Origin of the sequence: Amycolatopsis xylanica (assembly GCF_900107045.1) — a bacterium.
In the GTDB taxonomy this organism is placed as follows: domain Bacteria; phylum Actinomycetota; class Actinomycetes; order Mycobacteriales; family Pseudonocardiaceae; genus Amycolatopsis; species Amycolatopsis xylanica.
Genome location: NZ_FNON01000004.1, coordinates 780,025 through 802,101, shown reverse-complemented (window position 1 = coordinate 802,101; position 22,077 = coordinate 780,025). Strand labels below are relative to the sequence as shown.

Here is a 22,077-nt window from a genome sequence, read left to right as displayed (position 1 = left end):
TTGTCAGAGGAGTTCGCACATGCGCTGGTTGGCCGGGTTGATGGCCGTCACGCTCGGGGTCGCACTGGCGCCCGCCGCCGAGGCGGGGCCCGGGTTCCCGGCCGATCCGACGGAGCTGGTCGACACCTCGATCGGCAACAACGGCGACGGGACCACGTTCCCCGGCGCGACCGTGCCGTTCGGGATGGTGCAGCTGAGCCCGGACACGCAGCTCAAGAAGTACGCGTCGTACGACTACGCGCAGGACACCATCCTCGGCTTCAGCCACACGCATCTGTCCGGCGTCGGCTGCCAGACCATGGGCAACATCCGGTTCATGCCGACCACCGGCGCGGTGACCTCGTCGAACCCGGCGCAGTACGGCTCGAAGTTCAGTCACGCCAACGAGTCCAAGGCGCCGGGGGAGTACTCGGTCAAGCTCGACAAGTACGACGTGCGCGCCGAGCTGACCGCGACCGAGCGCACCGGGAAGCACCGCTACACCTACCCGGCGGGCCAGAGCGAGAACGTGCTGATCGAGGTCGGCGAGAGCAACGGCTACAGCTACGCGGGTGAGGTGAAGGTCGTCGGCGGTGACACCGTCGAAGGCTGGTTGCAGGGCGGGAACTTCTGCTGGGAGACCGAAAAGGAGCGGTACCGGGTCTTCTTCAGCGCCAAGTTCGATCGGCCGTTCGCGTCGTTCGGCACCTGGAGCGGCGGCGTGCTCAAGCCGGGGGCGCGCGACGCGTCGCTGAGCGGTGGCCGTACCGGCGCGTGGCTGACGTTCGACCAGTCGCAGGGCAAACAGGTCGGCGCCTCGGTCGGGCTTTCCTACACCTCTGTGGACGGTGCTCGGCTCAACCGCGCCGCCGAGGCCGGCTCCTTCGACAAGACCAAGTCTCAGGCGAACAAGACCTGGCGTGACGAGCTGAATCGCATGCGCGTCGCCGGTGGGTCCACAAAGGACCAGCGCACGTACTACAGCGCGCTGTACCGCTCGCTGCTGCACCCGTCCGTCGGGTCCGATGTGGACGGCAAGTACCGCGGGTTCGACGACAAGGTCCATGCCAGTGACCGGCCGTACTACCAGATGTTCTCGCTGTGGGACACGTATCGCTCGCAGAATCAGCTCGTCGCGCTGCTGCATCCGGAACGCGCGGGGGACATGACGCGTTCGGTGCTCAAGATCTACCAGGACGGCGGCTGGGTGCCCCGCTGGGCGCTGGCCGGTGGCGAGACGAACGTGATGAGCGGCGATCCGGTGACGCCGTGGGTGGTCGACAACTACCGGCGCGGCCTGCTCGACGACAGGACGGCGCGCGCGTTGTTCGACGCGTTGTGGCGCAACGCGAACGAGGTGCCCGCCGACCAGTCGAAGTTCCGCGGCCGCGACGGTAATCCGAGTTACGTCCAGAACGGCTGGATCGGCTACCGCGACGTGCCCGGCTACACCTTCGGCGACACCAGGCAGGCAGGCTCGGCGACACTCGAGTACGCGCTGGCCGACTGCTCGCTTTCCCTGATGGCACAAGGACTCGGCGAGCGCGACAAGGCCGCGACGCTGGCCTCGCGATGCTCGAACTTCACGAAGCTGTGGGACACCGGCACCCAGTCCAAGGGCTTCACCGGCTTCCCGCGCTCGCGCGCGGCCGACGGCACGTGGGCCGGCGAAGCGGACCCGGCGAAGTCGACCGGCTTCCACGAGGGCACGCCGTGGCAGTACCAGTGGCTCGCGCAGCAGGACACGCGGAAGCTGTTCGGCCTGATGGGCGGCCCGGCCGAGGCGGAGAAGCGGCTCGACACGTTCTTCGACATGAAGCTGCTGCTGACCGATCCCGCGAAGGCCGCCAAGGATTCATGGGTTCATGGGGCGTACGACTATCACAACAACTTCGCCTTCAACCCCAACAACGAGCCCGACCTGCACGCGCCCTGGATGTACGCCTGGACCGGCGCGCCGTGGAAGACCTCGGCGGTGCTGCGCGCCGCGCGGACGCTGTTCACCGACACGCCGTACGGCATGCCGGGCAATGACGATCTGGGCACGATCTCCGCGTGGCTGGTGTTCTCGATGGCCGGGATCTTCGAGGCGACACCGGGATCCGGGCAGTACCTGCTGAGCGCGCCGATGTTCCCCAAGATCGAGATCACCCCGGAGGGCGGGCGCCGCTTCGCCATCCAGGCGCCTGGCGCGGACGCGTCGAAGTTCCAGTACATCGCCTCGGTGCGGGCAGGCGGAACCGAGGTGAAAGACTCGTGGATCAATCACCGTGAACTACTCCAATCGGGCACGACGCGGTTTACCCTGACGTCGGAGCCCAACGGCTGGGGCACGGCTTCGGCCCCGCCATCGCTGGTGGCGGGAGGCTGAAACGGGTGGCTCCGGTGAGTGAATGACTTGCCGGAGCGGTACTGTGGAGGCCATCCACGTGCACGTGTGTTGGGGAGTGCAACTTGAGTGACATTGCGGATCCGCTTTTCGCACCGAAGGGTGTCGATCTCGAACACCCCAGCGTCGCGCGGATCTACGACTGGTTCATCGGCGGGACCACCAACTGGGCGGTCGACCGCGAGTTCGGCGCGATGGCGCTCAAGGTGTTCCCGCAGGCCCGCATGCTGGCCAAGACCAACCGTGAATTCCTGCGCCGGGCCGTGCGGTACTGCTCCGAGCAGGGCATCCACCAGTTCCTCGACATCGGCTCCGGCGTGCCGACCGTCGGCAACGTGCACGAGGTCGCCCAGGAGGTCGACCCGGACAGCCGTGTCGTCTACGTCGACAACGAGCCGGTCGCCGTCGCGCACTCGAAGATCCTGCTCGAGCAGCACGGCGACCTGACCAGGCACGCGGCCATCCAAGCCGACTTCCTCGACCACGCCAACCTCTGGGACCAGGCGATGGAGACCGGCGTGCTCGACCCGCGCCGGCCGATCGCGCTGCTGACGGTCGCGCTGCTGCACTTCATGCCGCCGGAGACCGGCGCCGAAGGCTCGCTCGAGTACTACAAGACGCTCCTGCCGAGCGGCTCGTACCTCATCGCGAGCCACGGCACGAACGACGGCGTGCCCGAGGATGTGCGGAAGCAGCAGGCGATCCTGATGGAGCAGTACCGGAACACGGCGTCGCCGGTGTTCTTCCGCGACCGCGCCCAGTTCACGGCGCTCTTCGACGGCTTCGACCTGGTCGACCCCGGCGTCGTCTGGATCCCGGAGTGGCGGCTCGACGACAAGTCCCCGATGACCGAGGAACTGGTGCTCACCCCGAACGCCTCCTGCGGCTTCGCCGGCGTCGCCCGCAAGCCCTAACGGACTCGTGCGCGTTGCGGGCGGTTAGAACCGCCCGCAACGCGCACGACCCCATTGAGCCCTCGGGCGGGTGGATGAAGGCTCCCTTCATCCACTTGTGCCTGTATGAAGGCTCCCTTCATGTGGCTATACGTGATGAAGGCTCCCTTCATACGGCCCGGCGTGGATGAAGGGAGCCTTCATACAGCCAGGCGGGGTGAGGGAGCCATCGCCGTCGAGCTGATGCCCTGGGGCCATGACCCAGGGGGTTGTGAGTGGTACGGCCGGTTCTAACCGGTCAAAACACTCACGACCCCGGGGGCCGTAGGTTGGCGGCATGACTGGGGATCTACGACAGGCCCGATGGGCCGTTTCGACCGTCTTCGCGGTGTGTGGGGCCGCGTTCGCGACGTGGCTGGCCAGGGTGCCCGCCGTGCAGGCGCAACTCGGGCTGAGTACCGGGCAACTGGCTGTCGGGCTGTTCGGGCTCGCCATGGGGTCCGTGGTCGCGCTGCTCGGCGCGGGCGCGCTGATCACCAAGGTCGGCAGCCGGGGCGGGGTGCTGATCGGCGCCGTCGTGCTGTGTGGCGGCCTGCCGCTGGTCGCGTTCGCGCCGAGCCTGCCCGTGTTCGTCGCCGCGCTGGTGGTGCTCGGGGTCGGCAACAGCGTGCTCGACGTGTCGATGAACGCGCACGCCGCCAGGGTCGAGGAAGGCTACGGCCGTCCGATCTTCGCCGGGTTCCACGCCTTCTGGAACATCGGCGGGCTCGCCGGCTCGGGCGTCGACGCCCTGATGGAAGCCTGGCACGTCCCGGTGACCGTGCACTTCTCCGTCGCGGGCGCCGTGCTGCTGGCGGTCGTGCTGTGGGCCGCGCTGACCCGGTTCCTCACCGGCGCCGACCGCGGCCAGGGCGAGGCCGCGTTCGCGTTGCCGAGCCGGGCGCTGATCCCGCTGGGGGTGATCGCCTTCTGCGGGTTCGTGGCCGAGGGCGCGGTCAACAGCTGGAGCGCCGTCTACCTCACCGACGTCACCGGGGCCGTGCCCGCGCTCGCGTCGCTGGGCTACTTCGCCTTCTCCATCACGATGATCGCCGTCCGGCTGGTCGCCGACCGGCTCGTCATGCGCTTCGGGACCGTGCGGTTCATCCAGGCGGTGACGGTCGTCGCGGTGCTGGGCTTCGCGCTGGTGCTGCTGGCGGCCTCGCCGATCGTGACGATCATCGGGTTCGCCGTGGTCGGGCTCGGCGTCGCGGGCATCGTGCCGATCGCGTGGAGCGTCGCGAGCAAGAAACAGCCCGACTCGCCGGGCCAGGCCGTCGCCGCGGTCGCGGCTTGCGGGTACTTGGGCTTTCTCGTGGAACCCGTGATCGTCGGCGCGCTCGCCAACGGGATCGGGCTGCACTGGGCGCTGGGGTCCGCGGTCGTGCTCACCGCGTGCGTCTTCTTCCTGGCGCCCGCCATGCGGGTGCGGGAACCGGTGCTAAGCGGCGGTCACGATGGGAATCGTCCGTAAGTCGGCCAGCCGGGTCGGCTCGACTACGAGCGCGGTCGCGTTGTCCCGGCCACCGGCGCCGATCGCGGTCTCGACGAGCCCGGCCGCGCCGGCTTCCGGCCGGGCGAGCACGTCGCGCATGGTGGTGAGGCTGAGTTGCTTGTGGACGCCGTCGCTGGTCAGCACCAGGCCGCCGGTGCCTGCCACGGCCGTGCCGATCTCGTCCGGCCGCGCGGTGCGGACGCTGGTGGTGACCACGTGCTCCATGTGCGGCGCCGGTTCCTGGCCGTGGTCGCGGAAGTACTGGGCGAGCGTGTGGTCGTGGGTGACCTGGTGCAGGAGCACGCCGTCCCACGCGTACGCGCGGACGTCGCCGACCCAGGCCACCTGGTAGCCGCCCTCGAACGGGACGGCGACGACGAGCACCGCGTCGCCCTTGCCGTCCAGCGCACGGACGGCCGCCTGCGCGGCGAGGATCGCGGCGACCGGGCCGTTCTCCTCCAGGCTCCGCGCGGCCGCCGAAGCGGCGACGCGGGCCGCCCGTGCGGCGGCGGGTGAGTCGCCGACGCCGTCGGCCAACGCGAAGGTGGCGCTGTGGCCATGCCTGGCGAAGGCGCCGACGGCGTCGGCGTTGACCGTGCGGGGGCCCCGTTCGCTCGCGGTGTGCCAGATCGGAGTGGAGTTCACGGGAGCCTCCTTCGCGCGGTTGCTTATTTACAGGATGCGCTCGAATGCTGAGATCATGCTGTGGATCAGTTATCGATCAGGGTGTAGACCGTGGCGTCGCCCACGGTGGTGGCGCTGAAGGTGTCCGCCACCCAGTCCGCGATCTCCGTCGAGCCGCGTCCGCCCATCCGGCCCTCACCCGTGACGAAGTACTTGATCTCGCCGTTCGCGACATACTGCTTGAACTCGTCGAGGGTGGGCGCCGGGTCACCGCCGCTCCAGCCGCCGATGCCGATCACGGCCTTGCCGCTGGCCAGTTCCAGCGAGGCCGCCGACTGCGCGCCGCTCGTGGCCGCGGCCCACTTCGTGGTCGTCGACGCCAGCAACGCGGCCACTTCGCTCGACGACTGCTGACGCTCGCCGCCGAAGCCGCCCATGGCGTCGGAACTCGGTCCCGACGTCGGAATCGAGCCGCTGTGTGCCAGCGAAGCGGTTTCCACGGCGTAGGCGGCGGTGCCCAGTCCCAGAGTCAAGACGGTCGCCGTGGCCGCGATCGTCACGAGCCTGCGCACGGGTGGCAGGCCGACCGCGAGGAACGTCGACATCAGCAGACCCAGCACCAGCAGGCTCCAGCGCAGGATCGGCAGCCAGTCCGCGGTCCGGTCGAGCAGGATGAAGTCCCAGACCGCCGTCACCGCGACCATGCCCGCCAGCACCACGCGGGCCGACATATTGCGACGGCCCTGCCAGAGCGCGCGACCCGAGATCGCGACCACCGCGACGATCGACGGCGCCAGCGCGACCGCGTAGTACGGGTGCACGATGCCGCTCATCAGGCTGAACGTCAGGCCGGTGACCAGCATCCAGCCGCCCCACAGGATGAGCGCGGCGCGGGTGCGGTCGGTTCGTGGCGCGCGGCGGGTGAACCAGAGCCCCGCGATCAGGCCGATCACCGCGGCGGGCAGCAGCCAGGAGACCTCGGTGCCGAAGCTGGCGCCGAACATGCGGCCCAGCCCGGACGAGCCACCGAAGCCGATGTTCCCGTTCCCGCCGGGGCCACCACCACCGCCGGGTCCGCCGCCTTCGTTGCCGAGGATGCGGCTGAGTCCGTTGTAGCCCAAGGCGAGTTCGAGCAGGCTGTTGTTCGTCGACCCGCCGATGTAGGGACGGCTCGACGCGGGCCACAGGTCGACCAGCGCGATGTACCAGCCCGCCGAGACGATCATCGCGCCGAGCGCGCCCAGCAGGTGCAGGATCCGCTTGCGCAGCGTCGTCGGCGCCGCGATCAGGTAGACGAGCCCGAACGCGGGCAGCACCAGGAACGCCTGCATCATCTTGGTCAGGAAGGCGAACCCGATCGCGACACCGGCGAACGCCAGCCAGCGCGCGCTCGCCTTCTCCAGCGACCGCACCACGCAGTAGGCGCCGACGATCAGCAGCAGGGTGAGCAGCGCGTCCGGGTTGTTGAAGCGGAACATCAACGCCGCCACCGGGGTCAGTGCCAGCCCGGCGCCCGCGAAGAGCCCGGCGACCGGGCCGGACGTGCGCTTCACGGTCGCGTACAGCACGCCGACCGAAGCCACGCCCATCAACGCCTGCGGTGCCAGCACGGTGAAACTGGAGAAGCCGAAGATCCGCGCGAACGCCACGGTCACCCACATCGCGGCGGGCGGCTTGTCGACGGTGACCACGTTGCCCGCGTCGAGTGAGCCGAACAGCCACGCCTTCCAGCTCTGCGTGCCCGCCTGCACGGCGGCGGCGTAGAAACCGTTGCCGTAGCCGGAAGCGGTGAGGTTCCACAGGTACAGCGCGGCCGTCGCGGCCAGCAGCCCGAAGACGGCCGGGCGCACCCAGCGCGGCGGGGACGGGGTCGCGGCCACGGGGTCGGCCTTCGGCACGTCGAGCACGGCGGTCATCTCAGTTCTCCTCGGCGGGAACGGTTTGGCGGCGGGGGTTGAACACCCAGCCGCGCAGCAGCAGGAACCGCAGCACGGTCGCGGCGAGGTTCGCCGCCACCAGCGCGGAGAGTTCGAGCGCCAGCCCCGGCTGGGCGAGCGCGTGGAGCAAGGCGAGCGAGCCGCTGGTCAGGCCGAGCCCGAGGCCGAACACGATCAGGCCTTCGAACTGGTGCCTGCCCGCGCCCCGCTTGCCGCGGATGCCGAAGGTGAGCCGCCGGTTGAGCGCGGTGTTGCCGACCGCGGTGACCAGCAGCGCCACCAGGTTCGAGGCCTGCGCGCCGGTGAAAGTGCGCAGCAGCAGGAAAAGCGCGAGGTAGGCCAGCGTGCTGAGCACGCCGACGGCCGCGAACCGGACCAGCTGGTTGGCCAGGCTCGGGGAGACACCGGGGGTGCGCACGTCGATCGGGTCCCTTCCGAGCTGTTCGCGCAGCCTGCTGATCGGCACCTGGCCGGTCATGGTCGCCTTGGTGAGCCTGGCGATGCCTTTGAGGTCGGCCTTGGCGGTCGCGACGATGTCCACAGAGGACTCGGGATCGTCCACCCAGTCGACCGGGACCTCGTGGATCCGCAGCCCGGACCGCTGCGCCAGCACGAGCAGTTCGGTGTCGAAGAACCAGCCGGTGTCCTGGACATGGGGGAGCAGCCGCTCGGCGACGTCGGCGCGGATCGCCTTGAACCCGCACTGCGCGTCGCTGAACCGGGCGGCGAGCGTGCCACGCAGGATCAGGTTGTAGCAGCGGGAAATGAACTCGCGCTTCGGCCCGCGCACCACTCGCGCACCCCGTGCGAGCCTGCTGCCGATGGCGAGGTCCGAGTGCCCGGAGATGAGCGGGGCGACGAGCGGGCCGAACGCCGCGAGATCCGTCGACAGGTCGACATCCATGTACGCGAGCACCGCGGCGTCCGAAGTGGACCAGACGGTGCGCAGCGCGCGGCCGCGGCCTTTCTCGTCCAGATGCCGGACTTCCACCTCGTCGAACTCGCGGGCGAGGCGTTCGGCGACGGGCAGTGTCGCGTCGGTGCTCGCGTTGTCGGCGATCGTGATCCGGAACGGGTAGGGGAAGTGGCCGTCGAGGTGGGCGTGCAGGCGGCGGATGCACGGCTCCAGGTCGGTCTCCTCGTTGTGCACGGGGATCACGACGTCGAGCACGGTGCCCACCGTGTGCACCGGGTCGGGACGGCGGCTGGTCTGCGGGAGGGCTGTCATGGCTTCAGCTTCGGCGGCCCCGCTTTGGTCACCGTGTGCCTGACCTGTGCGCTCGCTGTGCTTCATGACAGGTCGTAGACGGTCACGTCGTCGACGGTGGTCGCGCTGAAGTTCGCGGCCACCCAGTCGGCGATCTGTTGTGCCACATCACTTCCGCTGTTCGCACGCATGTTCATGCCCTCGCCGAGGAAGTAATGGATCTGTCCACTTCGGACGTACTGCTGGAACTGCGCGAGCGTGGGATAGGCATCGGTCCCGTTGAACCCGCCGATCGCCATCACCGGCAGGCCGGAGCCGAGCTGGAACCCGGCCGCGTTGTTGGAGCCGACGGTCGCGGCCGCCCAGGTGTAACGCGCACTGTCCTTTTTGAGCAATGCGGTGAGATTCTCGCCGGGTAGTGACGTGCCGAGCAGGCCGCCGGGCCCGCCTCGCATGCCACGGTCGTTGGCCGGACCCGCCGACGGGATCGCGCCGGTGTGTGGCGACGCGGCCGTCGCGACGGTGAACGCACCGGTCCCGGGCAGCGTGACCGCCAGGGCGAGCACGGCCACACCTCGTTGCGCGGCAAGGGGAAGCTGGCCGGTGAAGAGAATGAGCACGGCCGCGGCGAGCCCACCGAACAGCACGACCGGGCCCAGCCACGGCAGCCAGCCTGACTGCCTTGCGATCAAGAGATAGGCCGTCAACGCCGTCAGCGCGACCCCGCTCGCGAGCAACGCGGACGACAGCATGTCGTCACGGCGGCGCCACAGCTGGGTCGCGCCGATGCCGACGAGCGCGGCGATCGCCGGCGCCAGCGCGATCGTGTAGTACGGGTGGATGATGCCGCTCATGTAGCTGAACGTCGCGGCGGTGACGAGCAGCCAGCCGCCCCAGAGCACGAGCGAAGCGCGGCCGGGATCGGTCCGGCGCGCTCGCCGGGTGAACCACAGCCCGGCGCCGAGCGCGATCAGCGCTGCGGGCAGCAGCCAGGCGATGCCGCCTGCCATCTCGTCGCCGAAGAGCCTGCTCCAGCCGGTGAAGCCCCAGCTGCTCGGGCCGACACTGCCGGTCTCGTCGCCGGTGATCCGGCCCAAACCGTTGTACCCCAGCACGAGTTCGGTGAGGCTGTTGTCCTGCGAGCCGCCGATGTACGGCCGGTCGTTCACCGGCCACAGCGCGACGACCAAGAGATACCAGCCCGCCGAGACGATCATCGCGGCCAGCGCGCCGGTCAGGTGCAGCAGCCGCTTGCCCAGCGTTGCCGGTGCGGCGATCAGGTAAGCGAGACCGAACGCGGGGAGCACCAGGAACGCCTGCAACATCTTCGCCAGGAACCCGAAACCGACCGCGACCCCGGCGAGTGCGAGCCAGCGCGGGCTTGCCTTCTCCAGCGCGCGCGTGACGCAGTAGGCGCTCGCGACGAGCAGCAGCACCAGCAGCGCGTCGGGGTTGTTGAAGCGGAACATCAGCGCCGCGGCCGGTGTCAGCGCGAGCACGATGCCCGCGAGCAACGCCGCCGTCGGCCCCGAAACCCGTTTCACCGCCGCGTGAAGCAGCGCGACCGAGCCGACGCCCATGAGCGCCTGCGGCACGAGCATGCTCCAGGCGTTGACGCCGAAAAGCCGGGCCGAAAGCCCGGTCACCCACAACGCGGCAGGCGTCTTGTCGACGGTGATCGCGTTCGCCGCGTCACTGGAGCCGAAGAACCAGGCCTTCCAGCTCTCGGCGCCCGCCTGCGAGGCGGCCGAGTAGAACGCGTTCGCCCAGCCGGACGCGCTGAGGTCCCAGAGATAGAGGATGGCCGTCAAGCCGAGGAGCGAGAAGAACGCGGGGCGGTGCCAGGTGCGCGGAGGAGTGGGTGGCTTGCTCGCGATGTCGGTTTCGGGTTCGGCGAGAGCGGTCATGCGCTCAGCGTCACGAACGCGCCTGGGGCAGGCTTGTGGCGACGCTGTGGGAAACCTGTGTGGGCAGCCGGACTTCGAATTCCGTGCGGCCCGGCCTGCTCGTCACCCCGACCGTGCCGCGATGCGCGATCACCACGGCCGCGACGATCGCCATGCCCAGCCCCGTGCTGCCCGCCACGCGTGACCGTGACTGGTCGCCGCGCGCGAACCGCTCGAACACCGTCGGCAGCAGCTCGCGGTCGATACCGGGGCCGTCATCGGTGACCGTGAGCACGGCGCTGCCGTCGGCGGAGCGGGTCAGCGACGTGGTGACGGTCGTGCCGGGCGGGGTGTGCACGCGGCCGTTGGACAGCAGGTTCGCCAGGATCTGGTGCAGCCGCAGCGGATCGCCGTAGACGATCACCGGCTCGTCGGCCAGCCGCAGCCGCCAGATGTGCTCCGGCCCGGCGACATGCGCGTCGCTGACCGCGTCGGCCACCAGGCGCGAAAGGTCCACCTCACCGACTTCGAGCGGCTTGCCCGCGTCGATCCTGGCGAGCAGGAGCAGATCCTCGACGAGCGTGGTCATCCGCGCGGCCTCGGACTCGATGCGGGACATGGCGTGCGCGACCTGGGGCGGCACCTGGTCGGTGCCGCGGCGGGTCAGCTCGGCGTACCCGCGGATCGCGGCGAGCGGCGTGCGCAGCTCATGGCTGGCGTCCGCGACGAACTGCCGCACCCGCTGCTCACTGGCCTGCCGCGCGGCGAGCGCGTGGCCGATGTGCCCGAGCATGAGGTTCAGCGCCGAGCCGACCTGGCCGACCTCGGTGCGCGGATCGGTGTCGATCTCGGGCACCCGGATGGACAGCACGACATCGCCGCGGTCCAGCGGCAGCTCGGCGACCCGGCTCGCGGTCGCCGCGACCCGGTCGAGCGGCCGCAGCGTCCGCCGGATCGCGTAGGCGCCCGCGAACCCGGCGGCGACGACGCCCGCCAAGGCGACACCGAACAGGATCAGCCCGACGGTCCACAGCGTGTCCTGTACCGGCGCCAACGGCAGCCCGGTGATCGTGACCCCGTCCATGGTCGGCAGCGCGATCAGCCGGTAGTCGCCGAGCTCGTCGAGCGTCCGGGTGTAGGGACGGCCGTCGAGCGGGAGCCCGAGCAGCGCGGCCTGCTGCGTCGTGTCGAGCAGTTCCTGTTGCCCGGTAGGTGAAATCAGCCCGGCGGTCCCCACGTATCCGCCGTGGACCGTGAGATTCAGCGTCCCGGCCGCCTGTCCGGGCGCGTCGAGCGGCGCGGGTCCGTGCATGGCCCGATGCGCGGCGGCGTCGAGCTGATGGTCGATCTGGTCGAGCAGGAACCCGCGCAGCGCGAGTTCGCTGACCACACCGATGACCAGGCAGACGAGCGCGAGCAGGCCCACGGTCGACGCGATGAGTTTCGCGCGCAACGGCCTGCTCTTCATGCGTCCATGCTGCGACCGGCGGGTATGGGCCCGTTGTGCGCGACCTGTGAGACCGCTGTGCGCCTCAGCTGATCAGCTTCTCCGGCACGCGCAGGTCCTGATGCTTGTAGAGCGCGCTGACGGCCGCGGGCTCGTCCTCGGCGCACACCCTGGCGACTTCGTCGAGCAAGACGTCGTAGTCCGCGCCGGTCTTGCCGTCATAGGCCTCGGTCATCCGGCCCCACTCGTCCCACGGCAGCATCTCGACGTTGTTCAGCGCGGCGAGATCGCGCACGGCGTTGCCCTGGATCTCGGCCGGCCCCCAGTTCTCGGTGCCGGGCACACCGAATTTGGCGGCATCGATCTCGCCACGCCGGTACGCGGCCCACGCCTCGCCGCCGGTGAGGAACTCGCCGGGCCGCAAGTCGGACAGCGTGGCGGGCAGGTCGTTCCCGAGGTGCTCGGTGTCGACGCGGACCCAGCGTGTGCCGTCGTGATACTCGGTGATCCAGTGGTCGAGCCCTCGCCCCTGCTCGAAGTAAGTACCGAAGCCACACCGGACCCGCGCGGCGATCCCGCGGTGGCGGAGGAACGCGCAACTCAGCAAGGAGAAGTGACGGCACGTCCCGACAACGCGCTTCCCCGGCTCGCGCGCGGTGGTCACCGGCGCCGGATCCAGCGCGAGCAACCGGCGGAGCAGCTCCCCGGCAGGCCGGATCTGGTTCTCGTCGAACCGCTCGGCGTCCAGCCCGAGCGGCTGCGCGTCCGTCGGCTGGATGACCAGGCCGTGCACTGGCAGGCAGATGCCCAGCGGATCGGCCGGGACCGGCTCGAGCGCCGCCGCGTCGACGCCCGCGAGGTCGGTGAAGGGGCCGGGGGACACGTAGTCGATGACCGCTGCCATACGGCCGACCCTAGCGTTTTGGAACCTGGGTCGTGAGTGTTGCGGCCGGTTCTAACCGGCCGCAACACTCACGACCCGTCAGCGCACAAGACAAGCAGCTTGACTGAGGGGGATTTGAGGCGTTGAACGACGCATTTCCCCCTCAGTCCACTCGCCCCTGGCCGAGCAAACCTCTGCCGCACCCAACGCGGCAGGGAAACCCCTCGTTCAAGGTACGAAAAGCCCGCGCGAGTGGTAACTTCGCTCCGTTAGATGCAGCAGAGTTACCATTCGCGCAAGCCATCTCAGGCGCGTCCGGGATAAAGCCCGCTTTATCCCGAGCCCTAGGCGCGGAACGACTCGATGTGCACGGCTTCGGCCGGAACTTCGTTGTCCGCCAACGTTCCCCTGATCATCTCCACCAGCCGGGGCGGCGCGCACAGGAACCAGTCGTCCACCTTGGCCGGGTGCAGGCGGCCCTGCAGCAGGGCACGGAAGCGCGTTCCGTCCAGCTGCCCGCGCTGGTAGCGCTCATGCGAGATCGCCAGCGCCTCACCGATCGGATCCAGCCGCCGCATGGGGCGCGTGGTGTGCAGGTCGGGGTCGCGCTCGTCGGTCCGGTAGTGCACGACATGGAGACGGCCCTCGAAGCGGCGGGCCAGCGCGGTGAGCTCGTCGGCGAACAGCGTCGACGAACCCGAGCGGTTGACGTACAGCAGCGTCACCCTGCAATTGTCCTGAGTGGACAGTGCGTCGGCGATCACCGGCAGCACCGGCGCGATGCCGATGCCCGCGGCCACCGCGACGTAACGCGGCGCGCGGCGTGCCGGTGAGCCCAGCACGAATCCGCCCGACGGGGGCTGGACCTCGAGGGTGGCGCCCGCGCGCAGCGAGGTGTTGGCGTACGTCGAGAAGACCCCGCCGCCGACGTGCTTGATAGCCACGCGGAGGCCTTCGCCGGGGCAGATCGCGTAGGTGCGCTGGACGGTCAGTCCCTCGATCACGGCTTGGATCGTCACGTGCTGGCCAGGCTTACCCGCGAACGTCTCCCGCAATTCATCAGGCACGGCAAAGGAAACCGCGACCGTGTCGGCGCTCAACTGGCGCACTTCGGACACTGTCAGCGGGAAGAAATCCTGCGAACTTGGCTCGGCGGGTTTCTCGGCGGTGTCGGTCAGGGAACCGGTCAGCCGGCGCCATTGCCGGTACTCCTCGGCGGACAGGTCACGGCCCCATGCCGTCGTGATCGGCACGTTGTGCGCCAGGTAGGCCTCGCGGTTCGTGTTCCACGCGCGCAGGTAGCGGTAGAACGGGAGCGCGGGGTGGAGATGGTGCACCAGGTGATAGTTCTGGTACAGCATCAGCGGGGTCATCAGCCATTCCAGGCCGACGCGCACGCGGGCCAGGCCGAAGCGGTTCTGCCTGCGGGTCGCGCCGAGGCCGTGGTGGGGGAGCCAGTCGAACCACCAGGCGAGCAGCGCCAGCCCGATGCGCTGCGGGATCAGGTAGATCACCAGCAGTTCCCAGCCCCAGCCGGTCGCGATCAGCCCGCCGAAGCCCGCCAGCGCCGTCAGCAGCACCGCGAACGTCTCGAGCTGCTCGGCGGGCGGGCGGGAGGTGACGCGGGCGTTGTAGAAGCGGACGTACCAGGCGTCGATCGTGAGCCAGCGGAACGGGAGCGACCACCAGCTGCCCTGTGAGGTCCAGGCGTCCGGGTCGGTGCGGGAATCCTCGTTGGTGTTGCGGTGGTGCTCCAGGTGGATGAACCGCAGCATCGGGAACGACCCGTACACGGCGACGAACACCATGGACAGCCTGCCCAGCACCTCGTTCACCACCGTGAACCGGCCTGCCGAGTGGTGTGCCGACTCGTGCAGCACGGTGAACATGGTGAACGAGACCACGGTGTGCGCGGGGATCGTCACCCACAGCGGCGCCGCGTTGGCGAGCACCAGCCAGGTCGCGCCCGCCCAGACCAGGAGCGCTCCCAGGAAGAGCAGCACTGTCGGGCTGGCGACAGCGGGCAGCTGAATACGGGGGTTCGGCACCCCGCGAGCCAGTGATTCCCCAGTTCCCCTATTCGTCCGGGGAACATTCACCAAGGCCATCGAGCGGACTCCTGAGGTCGACAACCCGCTGCAAGTTTTGCCACCGTAGACAATGGGTCCCCGGTTGTAAACTTCACCAACAAACTTGATCACAATGTAAACTTCGAGTTGTGGAGCCAGGTCCCCGATTCACCAAAACCGTGCGGGCGATGCTGCGTGAACGACTGCTCACCGCCGCGGCCGAGCTGACCTGCGCGGATGGCTGGGCCAGCGTCACCATGGGCAAGGTCGCCGCGCGCGTCGGCGTCAGCAGGCAGACCGTTTATAAAGAACTGGGATCGAAATCGGAACTCGCCGAAGCTCTCATGCTCCGGGAAACCGACGGATTCGCCGTCGGCGTCGCGCAAACGCTTTCCGGCTATCCGGACGACGCCGTCGAAGGCGTCACCGCCGCATTCCAATACACACTGGAGGCGGCCCGCGACAATCCGTTGCTGAAATCGGTGCTCGCCGGCGGCCACGGCGGTGGTGACGAGCTGCTCCCGCTACTCACCACCCAGTCCGACCCGGTGCTCGCCCGCAGTGTCAGCGCCGTCGCGCCGGTGCTCATCCGGCTCTACCCCGAGGTGGAACTCGGCGAGGCCGAGTGGGCCATGGCCGTCGAGGCGTTCGTCCGGCTGCTGCTGAGCCACCTCGTGCAGCCCGCGATGTCCATCCCGCACGCCACCGAGCAGATGCGCTGGGTGATCGGCCGCATGCTGCGGGCCTGACCCGTGAAAAGGGCTCACAACCCGCTGGCCTAGACTCGGACGGCCCGGTCAGCACGTGACCAGGGGACATCCAAGCAGGAATGTTCAATCACACCATCTCGGCTCGAGGAGAATACGTTGAAGAGCACCGTCGAGCAGGTCAGCCCGACGCGAGTGAAGATCAATGTCGAGGTGCCGTTCGACGAGCTCAAACCGAACTTCGAGCGCGCCTACCGCAAGATCGCCCAGCAGGTCCGGATCCCGGGTTTCCGTCCCGGCAAGGCCCCCGCTCGTGTCCTGGAAAGCCGGATCGGTCGCGCCCCGGTGCTCGATGAGGTCGTCAACGAGGTCATCCCCGCCAAGTACATGGAGGCGGTGCGCGCGGGCGAGGTCCGCACGCTGGGCCAGCCCGAGTTCGACGTGACGAAGCTCGAGGACAAGGTCGTGCTCGAGTTCACCGCCGAGGTCGACGTGCGCCCCGACATCGAGGTGCCCGACCTGGCCGGTGTCGAGATCAGCGTCGACGACGTCGACCTGACCGACGCCGAGGTCGACGAGCAGCTCGACGAGCTGCGCGCCCGCTTCGGCACGCTGACCGGCGTCGAGCGCCCCGCCGAGAACGGCGACTTCGTCTCGATCGACCTCTCCGCCACCGTCGACGGCCAGGACGTCGAGGAGGCCTCGACCACCGGCCTGTCCTACGAGATCGGCTCCGGCCAGCTCGTCGATGGCATCGACGACGCCATCATCGGCGCCACCGCCGGCGAGACCAAGACCTTCACCACCCAGCTGGTCGCCGGTGAGCACGCGGGCAAGGACGCCGAGGTCACCGTCGTCGTCCAGACCGTGAAGCAGCGCGAGCTGCCCGAGGCCGACGACGAGTTCGCCCAGCTGGCGAGCGAGTTCGACACCATCGACGAGCTCAAGTCCGACCTGCGCACCCGCCTGTCCCGCGTCAAGAAGATGCAGCAGGGCGTCCAGGCTCGCGACAAGGTCCTCGAGCTGCTGCTCGAGCGCACCGAGGTCCCGATCCCGGAGAAGGTACTCGAGGGCGAGATCGAGAACCGCAAGCACGACGCGATCCACCAGTTCGACCACGACGAGGCCGCGTTCGCGCAGGCGCTCGAGGCCGAGGGCAAGACCGTCGAGGAGTTCGACGCCGACGTCCGCGAGGAGTCGGAGAAGGCCGTCCGCACGCAGCTGCTGCTGGACACCATCGCCGACAACGAGAAGACCTCGGTCAACGACGGCGAGCTCACCGAGCGGATCATCTACCAGGCCCAGCGCTTCGGCATCAGCCCGGACGAGTACGTCCAGCGTGCCCAGCAGTCCGGCCAGCTGTCCGCGATCTTCGCCGACGTCCGCCGCGGCAAGGCGCTGGCCTCGGTCGTCCGCAAGGCCGCGATCGTCGACGGCTCCGGCGCGTCGGTGGACCTCAACGAGCTGTTCGGCGCCGACGAGACCCCTTCGGGTGAGGCGCAGGTCACCGAAGAGGCTTCCGCCACCAGCGAAAGCTAAAGCTCTGAGCGAACTTGGGCGGTGTCAGGCATTCTGCACCGCCCAAGTTCGTTAGGGTCGGTTGCAAGATCCTCAGATCTCCCAGAACGAAGCGGCGGCCCCCACGAGGGCCGCCAGCGGCGAAAAGGCAGGCAGACGTGACGCAGCACATGCCCGAGGCGCGGTCGAGCACCGCCGGGCTCAACCTGACCGACTCGGTGTTCGAGCGGTTGCTCCAGGAGCGCATCGTGGTCCTCGGCTCCGAGGTCAACGACGAGGTCGCCAACCGGATCACCGCGCAGCTCCTGCTGCTCGACGCCGACGACTCCGAGTCGGACATCCGCTTCTACATCAACTCGCCGGGTGGCTCGGTGACCGCCGGTTTCGCCATCTACGACACGATGCAGCTGATCAAGCCGGACGTCGCCACCTACGCGATGGGCCTGGCGGCCTCGATGGGTCAGTTCTTGCTCTCTTCGGGCACCCCCGGCAAGCGCTACTCGCTGCCCCACGCGCGCATCCTGATGCACCAGCCGTCGGCCGGTGTCGGCGGCACCGCGTCGGACATCGCGATCCAGGCCGAGGTGTTCGGCAAGTGGAAGCAGGAGCTCGCCAGGATCACCGCGGAGCAGACCGGGCAGACGGTCGAGCAGATCGTCAAGGACGGTGACCGCGACCGCTGGTTCACCGCCCAGGAGGCCAAGGATTACGGCTTCGTGGACCACGTCCTCACCCGCGACCTGACAAACCCTGCCGCGGGTAACTGACCGGACGCGAAGGCTTACAGGAGAGAACATGAGCAAGTTCGAGCTTCCGCAGTCCCGGTACATCCTGCCCTCGTACGTCGAGCGCACCAGCTACGGGATCAAGGAATCCAACCCGTACAACAAGCTCTACGAGGAGCGCGTCATCTTCCTCGGCGTGCAGGTGGACGACGCGTCGGCCAACGACGTGATGGCCCAGCTCCTGCACCTCGAGCACGAGGACCCGGACCGCGACATCACCATCTACATCAACTCGCCGGGTGGCTCGTTCACCTCGCTGATGGCGATCTACGACACCATGCAGTTCGTCCGCCCCGACATCCAGACCGTCGCGCTCGGCCAGGCCGCTTCGGCCGCCGCCGTGCTTCTGGCGGCCGGAACGCCTGGCAAGCGCCTCGCGCTGCCGAACGCGCGGGTGCTCATCCACCAGCCGGCCACCGAGGGCACCTACGGGCAGGTTTCGGACCTGGAGATCCAGGCCAACGAGATCCAGCGCGTGCGCCGCCTGATGGAGACCACGCTGGCGAAGCACACCAACCGGGACCCGGAGCAGGTCCGTGCGGACGTCGAGCGCGACAAGATCCTCACGGCCGCGGAGGCCAAGGAATACGGGATCATCGACGAGGTGCTTCCGTATCGCAAAGCTTCTGCGAACTAAACGACCACCGAGCCGGTGCGTGTCGGGAGAAGACACGCACCGGCGTCACGGTCTAGGGTCTTTCGGGCACGGTAGGAACCTTGTTGGTGCTCCCGTCAGGCGCGCCGGACGGGTACCGTCAGTGGCAGCGCGTGAGTACCCTGTCAGGAAATCCATGACCGGGGCGAGCAGAGATCAGGTGCTGGGCACCGGAGGGGACAAGGTCAACGGCCATGGCACGGATCGGTGACGGCGGAGACCTACTGAAGTGTTCTTTCTGCGGGAAGAGCCAGAAGCAGGTGAAGAAGCTCATCGCCGGGCCCGGCGTGTACATCTGCGATGAGTGCATCGATCTCTGCAACGAGATCATCGAGGAAGAACTGGCCGAGGCCGGTGAGGTCAAGCTCGACGAGCTGCCCAAACCCGCCGACATCCACGAGTTCCTCGAGCAGTACATCATCGGCCAGGATGACGCCAAGCGGACCCTCGCGGTAGCGGTCTACAACCACTACAAGCGCATTCAGGCCGACGACAAGGCGGGCCCGAAGGACTCCAAGGAGGAGCCCGTCGAGCTGGCCAAGTCGAACATCCTGATGCTCGGCCCGACCGGATGCGGCAAGACGTACCTGGCGCAGACCCTCGCGAAATTGCTCAATGTCCCCTTCGCGATCGCGGACGCCACGGCGCTCACCGAGGCCGGGTACGTCGGTGAGGATGTCGAGAACATCCTCCTCAAGCTGATCCAGGCGGCCGACTACGACGTCAAGCGCGCCGAGACCGGCATCATCTACATCGACGAGGTCGACAAGATCGCCCGCAAGAGCGAGAACCCGTCGATCACCCGCGATGTGTCCGGTGAGGGCGTGCAGCAGGCGCTGCTGAAGATCCTCGAAGGCACCACCGCCTCGGTGCCGCCGCAGGGCGGCCGCAAGCACCCGCACCAGGAGTTCATCCAGATCGACACGACGAACGTGCTGTTCATCGTGGCGGGTGCGTTCGCGGGCCTCGAGAAGATCATCAACGAGCGCGTCGGCAAGCGCGGCCTCGGCTTCGGCGCGGAGATCCGCACCAAGGCCGAGATCGACGAGAGCGACGTCTTCTCGGACACCATGCCGGAGGACCTGATCAAGTTCGGGCTCATCCCCGAGTTCATCGGTCGTCTCCCGGTCGTGGCCAGCGTGACCCACCTCGACAAGAACTCTCTTGTGTCGATCTTGACCGAGCCGCGCAACGCGCTGGTCAAGCAGTACAAGAAGCTCTTCGAGATGGACAACGTCGAGCTGGAGTTCACCAAGACCGCGCTCGAGGCCATCGCCGACCAGGCCGTGCTCCGCGGCACCGGCGCCCGTGGCCTGCGCGCGATCCTCGAAGAGGTGCTGCAGCCGGTCATGTACGACATCCCCAGCCGGGATGACGTGGCCAAGGTGGTCATCACCGAGCAGACCGTCCGGGAGAACGTCAACCCGACCATCGTGTCGCGGCAGCCGTCCCGCCGGACCCGCAGTGAGCGTGGCGAGAAGTCGGCATAGTGGTCCAGCAGAACGTGTCAGAAGAGGTTCCGGGCATCACGGAGCTCTCGCAGCGCGTCGTCACGGCGACGTACCACCGTTATCCCAAGCTGCACCGGGTGCTGACGATCGTGCTGATCGTGCTGGCCGTGACCTGCCTGGTCGCGGTCGTCGTCCGGTTCTCGGCGCTGCCCTTGATGCCGCTGCCGTTCCTCGCCTTCGCCTGGTATGCGCTCAGCCGCATGCGGGCGAAGGCCGAGGACGACCGCGGCCTGCTCGTCTGGACCTCGTGGTTCCTCGCGGGCACCCTGGTCGGCTTCTGGCTGATGTCGGTCGCCGCCAGGTGGCTTGAAATCGCCTCCAGCTAGGCCGTGTCTTAGGCGTTGGCCTTGGGGACGTGTTTCCCGAGGAACCCGACCAGGCTGGGCACCACCGTCCGGTTGAACCCGTCTCCGTGCCTGCCCCGTGCCGTGTGCGCCACGGTGGGGCGGGCTTCGGCGATGTACTTGCGCACGCCGCCGATGAAATCGTCCTCAGTGCCGCAGTAGATGGCCGTCGGGATGCCCTTCAGCGCGCCGATGTTCTTCAGCGGGTCCATGGACGCCCAGTCGGCGGCGTCGCGGAACGCCTTGCGCTTGTTCATCTCGGACCAGGACGTCATCAGCGCGGGCGCCAGCGCCGCCACGGCGGCGGGCGGGTCATGGCGCTCGGCGCGGCGCCTGGCGTAGAGCATCGCCCCGAAGCCGCCCATCGACAGGCCCGCGCAGGCGAACGGCTTGCCGTCGGTGCCGCCGAGGCCGCGTTCGGCCAGCCAGCGGGGCACCTCCTCCAGCAGCATCGCCATCGGGTTGTCGCCGGGGTGGGCCTCGTGCCAGTAGTTGTCGCCGCCGTCGACCGCGACGAACCCGAACGCGGGCACCGCGCGGCGGGAGACCTCACCGCTGAGCTGCTTGAGCAGGCCGGTGGGGGAGGCGTGGCGCGCGTTGCCGCGCAGGCCGTGCAGCATCAGCGACATCGGCAGTCCGGGAGCCGGTGACTTGGACGGCAGCATGGTCAGCAGCTCGACCTCGCGGTTGCGCGCGGCCGAGAACACCCGCTCGACGCGCACGACGCCCGTCTGGGTCGTCGGCGTCGGCGCGGTCACCCCCGCCGCACGCTGCAGCGCCGGGCTGAACGGCAGCCGCCCGGTCGCCGAACCGGCCGCGATGCCGGTTACCGCGAGTCCCGAAGCACCCGCGATCAGCACCGACCGGCGGCTGATCCAGCGGCGCGCCGAAGCACGCTTGCCGCCCTTGTCGTCCCCCGTGTCCACCTGGTCCCCTCTCCAAGATCCTCACCAGGTCAGACGTATGACACCCGCCCCCGCGTTGCCTCAGTCACCGACCTTTCACCTCACATCGTCAGATGGGTGCCCGGCGTTTCCGTTCGCCTTGCGCCAAGTGTCCACCGCCACCCTCTGCGATCGCGCGGCCGACTCCGGAGTGTCACCCAGTCCTACTGCGAGAGTCACACCAAGGGGTAGGAGTACTTGATTTACGCCCGCGTTGTCCTCGCCGAAGTGGCCGGCGATCTCGAGGGTCACGTAGCCGTGCACGCCGCTCCAGAGCTGTGAAGCCACTTCCAGTGGTTCCGCCTGGCGGAATCTTCCGGCCTCGATGGCGCGCGCGGAGGCATCCACGATGTGAGAGAGGGCTTCGCGGCCTTCTTCGGAATTGGCGTCTGTCAAGTCGGCGACACCCTTGATCGCGGCTCGCTTGCCACCCGGCGCGGACAGCCCGAAGGTGACCGCGTACAGCTGCGGATGTTCTACAGCGGTGTGTCGGTACGCATAGGCTTTGACGAAGATGTCGGCGACCGGGTCGTCGCCGGGTGGAATCCGCCCGAGGTTGTCGCGCAGGCGCCGGAACCCCTCGCGCGCCACCGCCTCGACGAGCTCGCCCATCCCGCCGAAATGGGTGTAGACGGCCATGGTCGAGGCGCCGACCTCGGCGGCGACCTTGCGCGCCTGCAGCGCCTCGGGTCCGCCCTCGGCCAGCAAATGCACGGCGGCGTCGACAAGTCGGCTTCGGATGTCTTCGGCTGTCACGTTTGCCAG

At 68.7% G+C, this 22,077-nt stretch carries 18 protein-coding genes; 9 read left to right on the top strand and 9 right to left on the bottom strand.

The window, feature by feature from the left end; all coding sequences use genetic code 11:
- Positions 1 to 19 precede the first annotated feature (19 nt).
- From BLV57_RS22575 to BLV57_RS22565, 3 genes are all read left to right on the top strand, one after another.
- Complete coding sequence (locus tag BLV57_RS22575) at positions 20 to 2,350, top strand: GH92 family glycosyl hydrolase (RefSeq protein ID WP_091291744.1); 2,331 nt, start codon at positions 20 to 22, stop codon at positions 2,348 to 2,350.
- A gap of 83 nt (positions 2,351 to 2,433) precedes the next feature.
- Positions 2,434 to 3,282 (top strand): SAM-dependent methyltransferase, encoded by an 849-nt coding sequence (locus tag BLV57_RS22570; RefSeq protein WP_245757455.1) that lies wholly within the window; start codon positions 2,434 to 2,436, stop codon positions 3,280 to 3,282.
- Positions 3,283 to 3,598: 316 nt separating this feature from the next.
- Positions 3,599 to 4,774 carry an MFS transporter gene (locus BLV57_RS22565; RefSeq protein ID WP_091291742.1) on the top strand — a complete coding sequence of 392 codons (1,176 nt, stop codon included), beginning with the start codon at positions 3,599 to 3,601 and terminating at the stop codon, positions 4,772 to 4,774.
- On the opposite strand, the gene BLV57_RS22560 is transcribed toward BLV57_RS22565, so the two are convergent.
- From BLV57_RS22560 to BLV57_RS22530, 7 genes are all read right to left on the bottom strand, one after another.
- Positions 4,742 to 5,440: a PP2C family protein-serine/threonine phosphatase gene (locus BLV57_RS22560; RefSeq protein ID WP_091291740.1), complete on the bottom strand. Its 699-nt coding sequence runs from the start codon at positions 5,438 to 5,440 to the stop codon at positions 4,742 to 4,744. The two genes, BLV57_RS22565 and BLV57_RS22560, sit on opposite strands and share 33 nt — an antisense overlap.
- Positions 5,441 to 5,505: 65 nt before the next feature.
- Positions 5,506 to 7,335 (bottom strand): glycosyltransferase family 39 protein, encoded by a 1,830-nt coding sequence (locus tag BLV57_RS22555; protein WP_091291738.1) that lies wholly within the window; start codon positions 7,333 to 7,335, stop codon positions 5,506 to 5,508.
- Between the two features lies 1 nt (position 7,336).
- Positions 7,337 to 8,584 (bottom strand): bifunctional glycosyltransferase family 2/GtrA family protein, encoded by a 1,248-nt coding sequence (locus BLV57_RS22550; RefSeq protein ID WP_091291736.1) that lies wholly within the window; start codon positions 8,582 to 8,584, stop codon positions 7,337 to 7,339.
- A 62-nt stretch (positions 8,585 to 8,646) separates the two neighbouring features.
- Positions 8,647 to 10,470 (bottom strand): ArnT family glycosyltransferase, encoded by a 1,824-nt coding sequence (locus tag BLV57_RS22545; RefSeq protein WP_091291735.1) that lies wholly within the window; start codon positions 10,468 to 10,470, stop codon positions 8,647 to 8,649.
- A gap of 10 nt (positions 10,471 to 10,480) precedes the next feature.
- A complete protein-coding gene (locus BLV57_RS22540) occupies positions 10,481 to 11,917 on the bottom strand; it encodes a sensor histidine kinase (protein ID WP_091291734.1) in 1,437 nt (478 codons plus the stop codon).
- Positions 11,918 to 11,981: 64 nt separating this feature from the next.
- Entirely contained in the window at positions 11,982 to 12,800 is an 819-nt protein-coding gene (locus BLV57_RS22535) for a transglutaminase-like domain-containing protein (protein WP_091291733.1), read from the bottom strand.
- A gap of 323 nt (positions 12,801 to 13,123) precedes the next feature.
- Positions 13,124 to 14,887, bottom strand: coding sequence for a fatty acid desaturase (locus BLV57_RS22530; protein WP_091291732.1), 1,764 nt, complete (start codon positions 14,885 to 14,887; stop codon positions 13,124 to 13,126).
- Between the two features lie 149 nt (positions 14,888 to 15,036).
- On the opposite strand from BLV57_RS22530, the gene BLV57_RS22525 reads away from it, so the two are divergent.
- The 6 genes from BLV57_RS22525 (at position 15,037) to BLV57_RS22500 (ending at position 20,350) form a co-directional block, all read left to right on the top strand.
- On the top strand, positions 15,037 to 15,597 hold the full coding sequence (locus BLV57_RS22525; RefSeq protein WP_091291731.1) for a TetR/AcrR family transcriptional regulator: 561 nt from the start codon (positions 15,037 to 15,039) through the stop codon (positions 15,595 to 15,597).
- A 117-nt stretch (positions 15,598 to 15,714) separates the two neighbouring features.
- On the top strand, positions 15,715 to 17,094 hold the full coding sequence (tig, locus tag BLV57_RS22520; protein WP_091291730.1) for a trigger factor: 1,380 nt from the start codon (positions 15,715 to 15,717) through the stop codon (positions 17,092 to 17,094).
- A 137-nt stretch (positions 17,095 to 17,231) separates the two neighbouring features.
- On the top strand, positions 17,232 to 17,840 hold the full coding sequence (locus BLV57_RS22515) for a ClpP family protease (RefSeq protein ID WP_091291729.1): 609 nt from the start codon (positions 17,232 to 17,234) through the stop codon (positions 17,838 to 17,840).
- A gap of 28 nt (positions 17,841 to 17,868) precedes the next feature.
- Positions 17,869 to 18,495, top strand: coding sequence for an ATP-dependent Clp protease proteolytic subunit (locus tag BLV57_RS22510; RefSeq protein WP_091291728.1), 627 nt, complete (start codon positions 17,869 to 17,871; stop codon positions 18,493 to 18,495).
- 212 nt (positions 18,496 to 18,707) lie between these two features.
- Positions 18,708 to 20,003, top strand: coding sequence for an ATP-dependent Clp protease ATP-binding subunit ClpX (clpX, locus tag BLV57_RS22505; protein ID WP_091291727.1), 1,296 nt, complete (start codon positions 18,708 to 18,710; stop codon positions 20,001 to 20,003).
- Positions 20,004 to 20,017: 14 nt separating this feature from the next.
- The gene (locus BLV57_RS22500; protein WP_143047121.1) at positions 20,018 to 20,350 is read left to right on the top strand and encodes a hypothetical protein; all 333 of its coding nucleotides are present in this window, start codon (positions 20,018 to 20,020) and stop codon (positions 20,348 to 20,350) included.
- Positions 20,351 to 20,358: 8 nt separating this feature from the next.
- Here BLV57_RS22500 and BLV57_RS22495 read toward each other — a convergent pair whose 3' ends face one another.
- Both BLV57_RS22495 and BLV57_RS22490 read right to left on the bottom strand, forming a co-directional pair.
- Complete coding sequence (locus BLV57_RS22495; RefSeq protein WP_218134855.1) at positions 20,359 to 21,294, bottom strand: alpha/beta hydrolase; 936 nt, start codon at positions 21,292 to 21,294, stop codon at positions 20,359 to 20,361.
- 75 nt (positions 21,295 to 21,369) lie between these two features.
- Positions 21,370 to 22,068 carry a TetR/AcrR family transcriptional regulator gene (locus BLV57_RS22490; protein WP_245757454.1) on the bottom strand — a complete coding sequence of 233 codons (699 nt, stop codon included), beginning with the start codon at positions 22,066 to 22,068 and terminating at the stop codon, positions 21,370 to 21,372.
- Positions 22,069 to 22,077 lie beyond the last annotated feature (9 nt).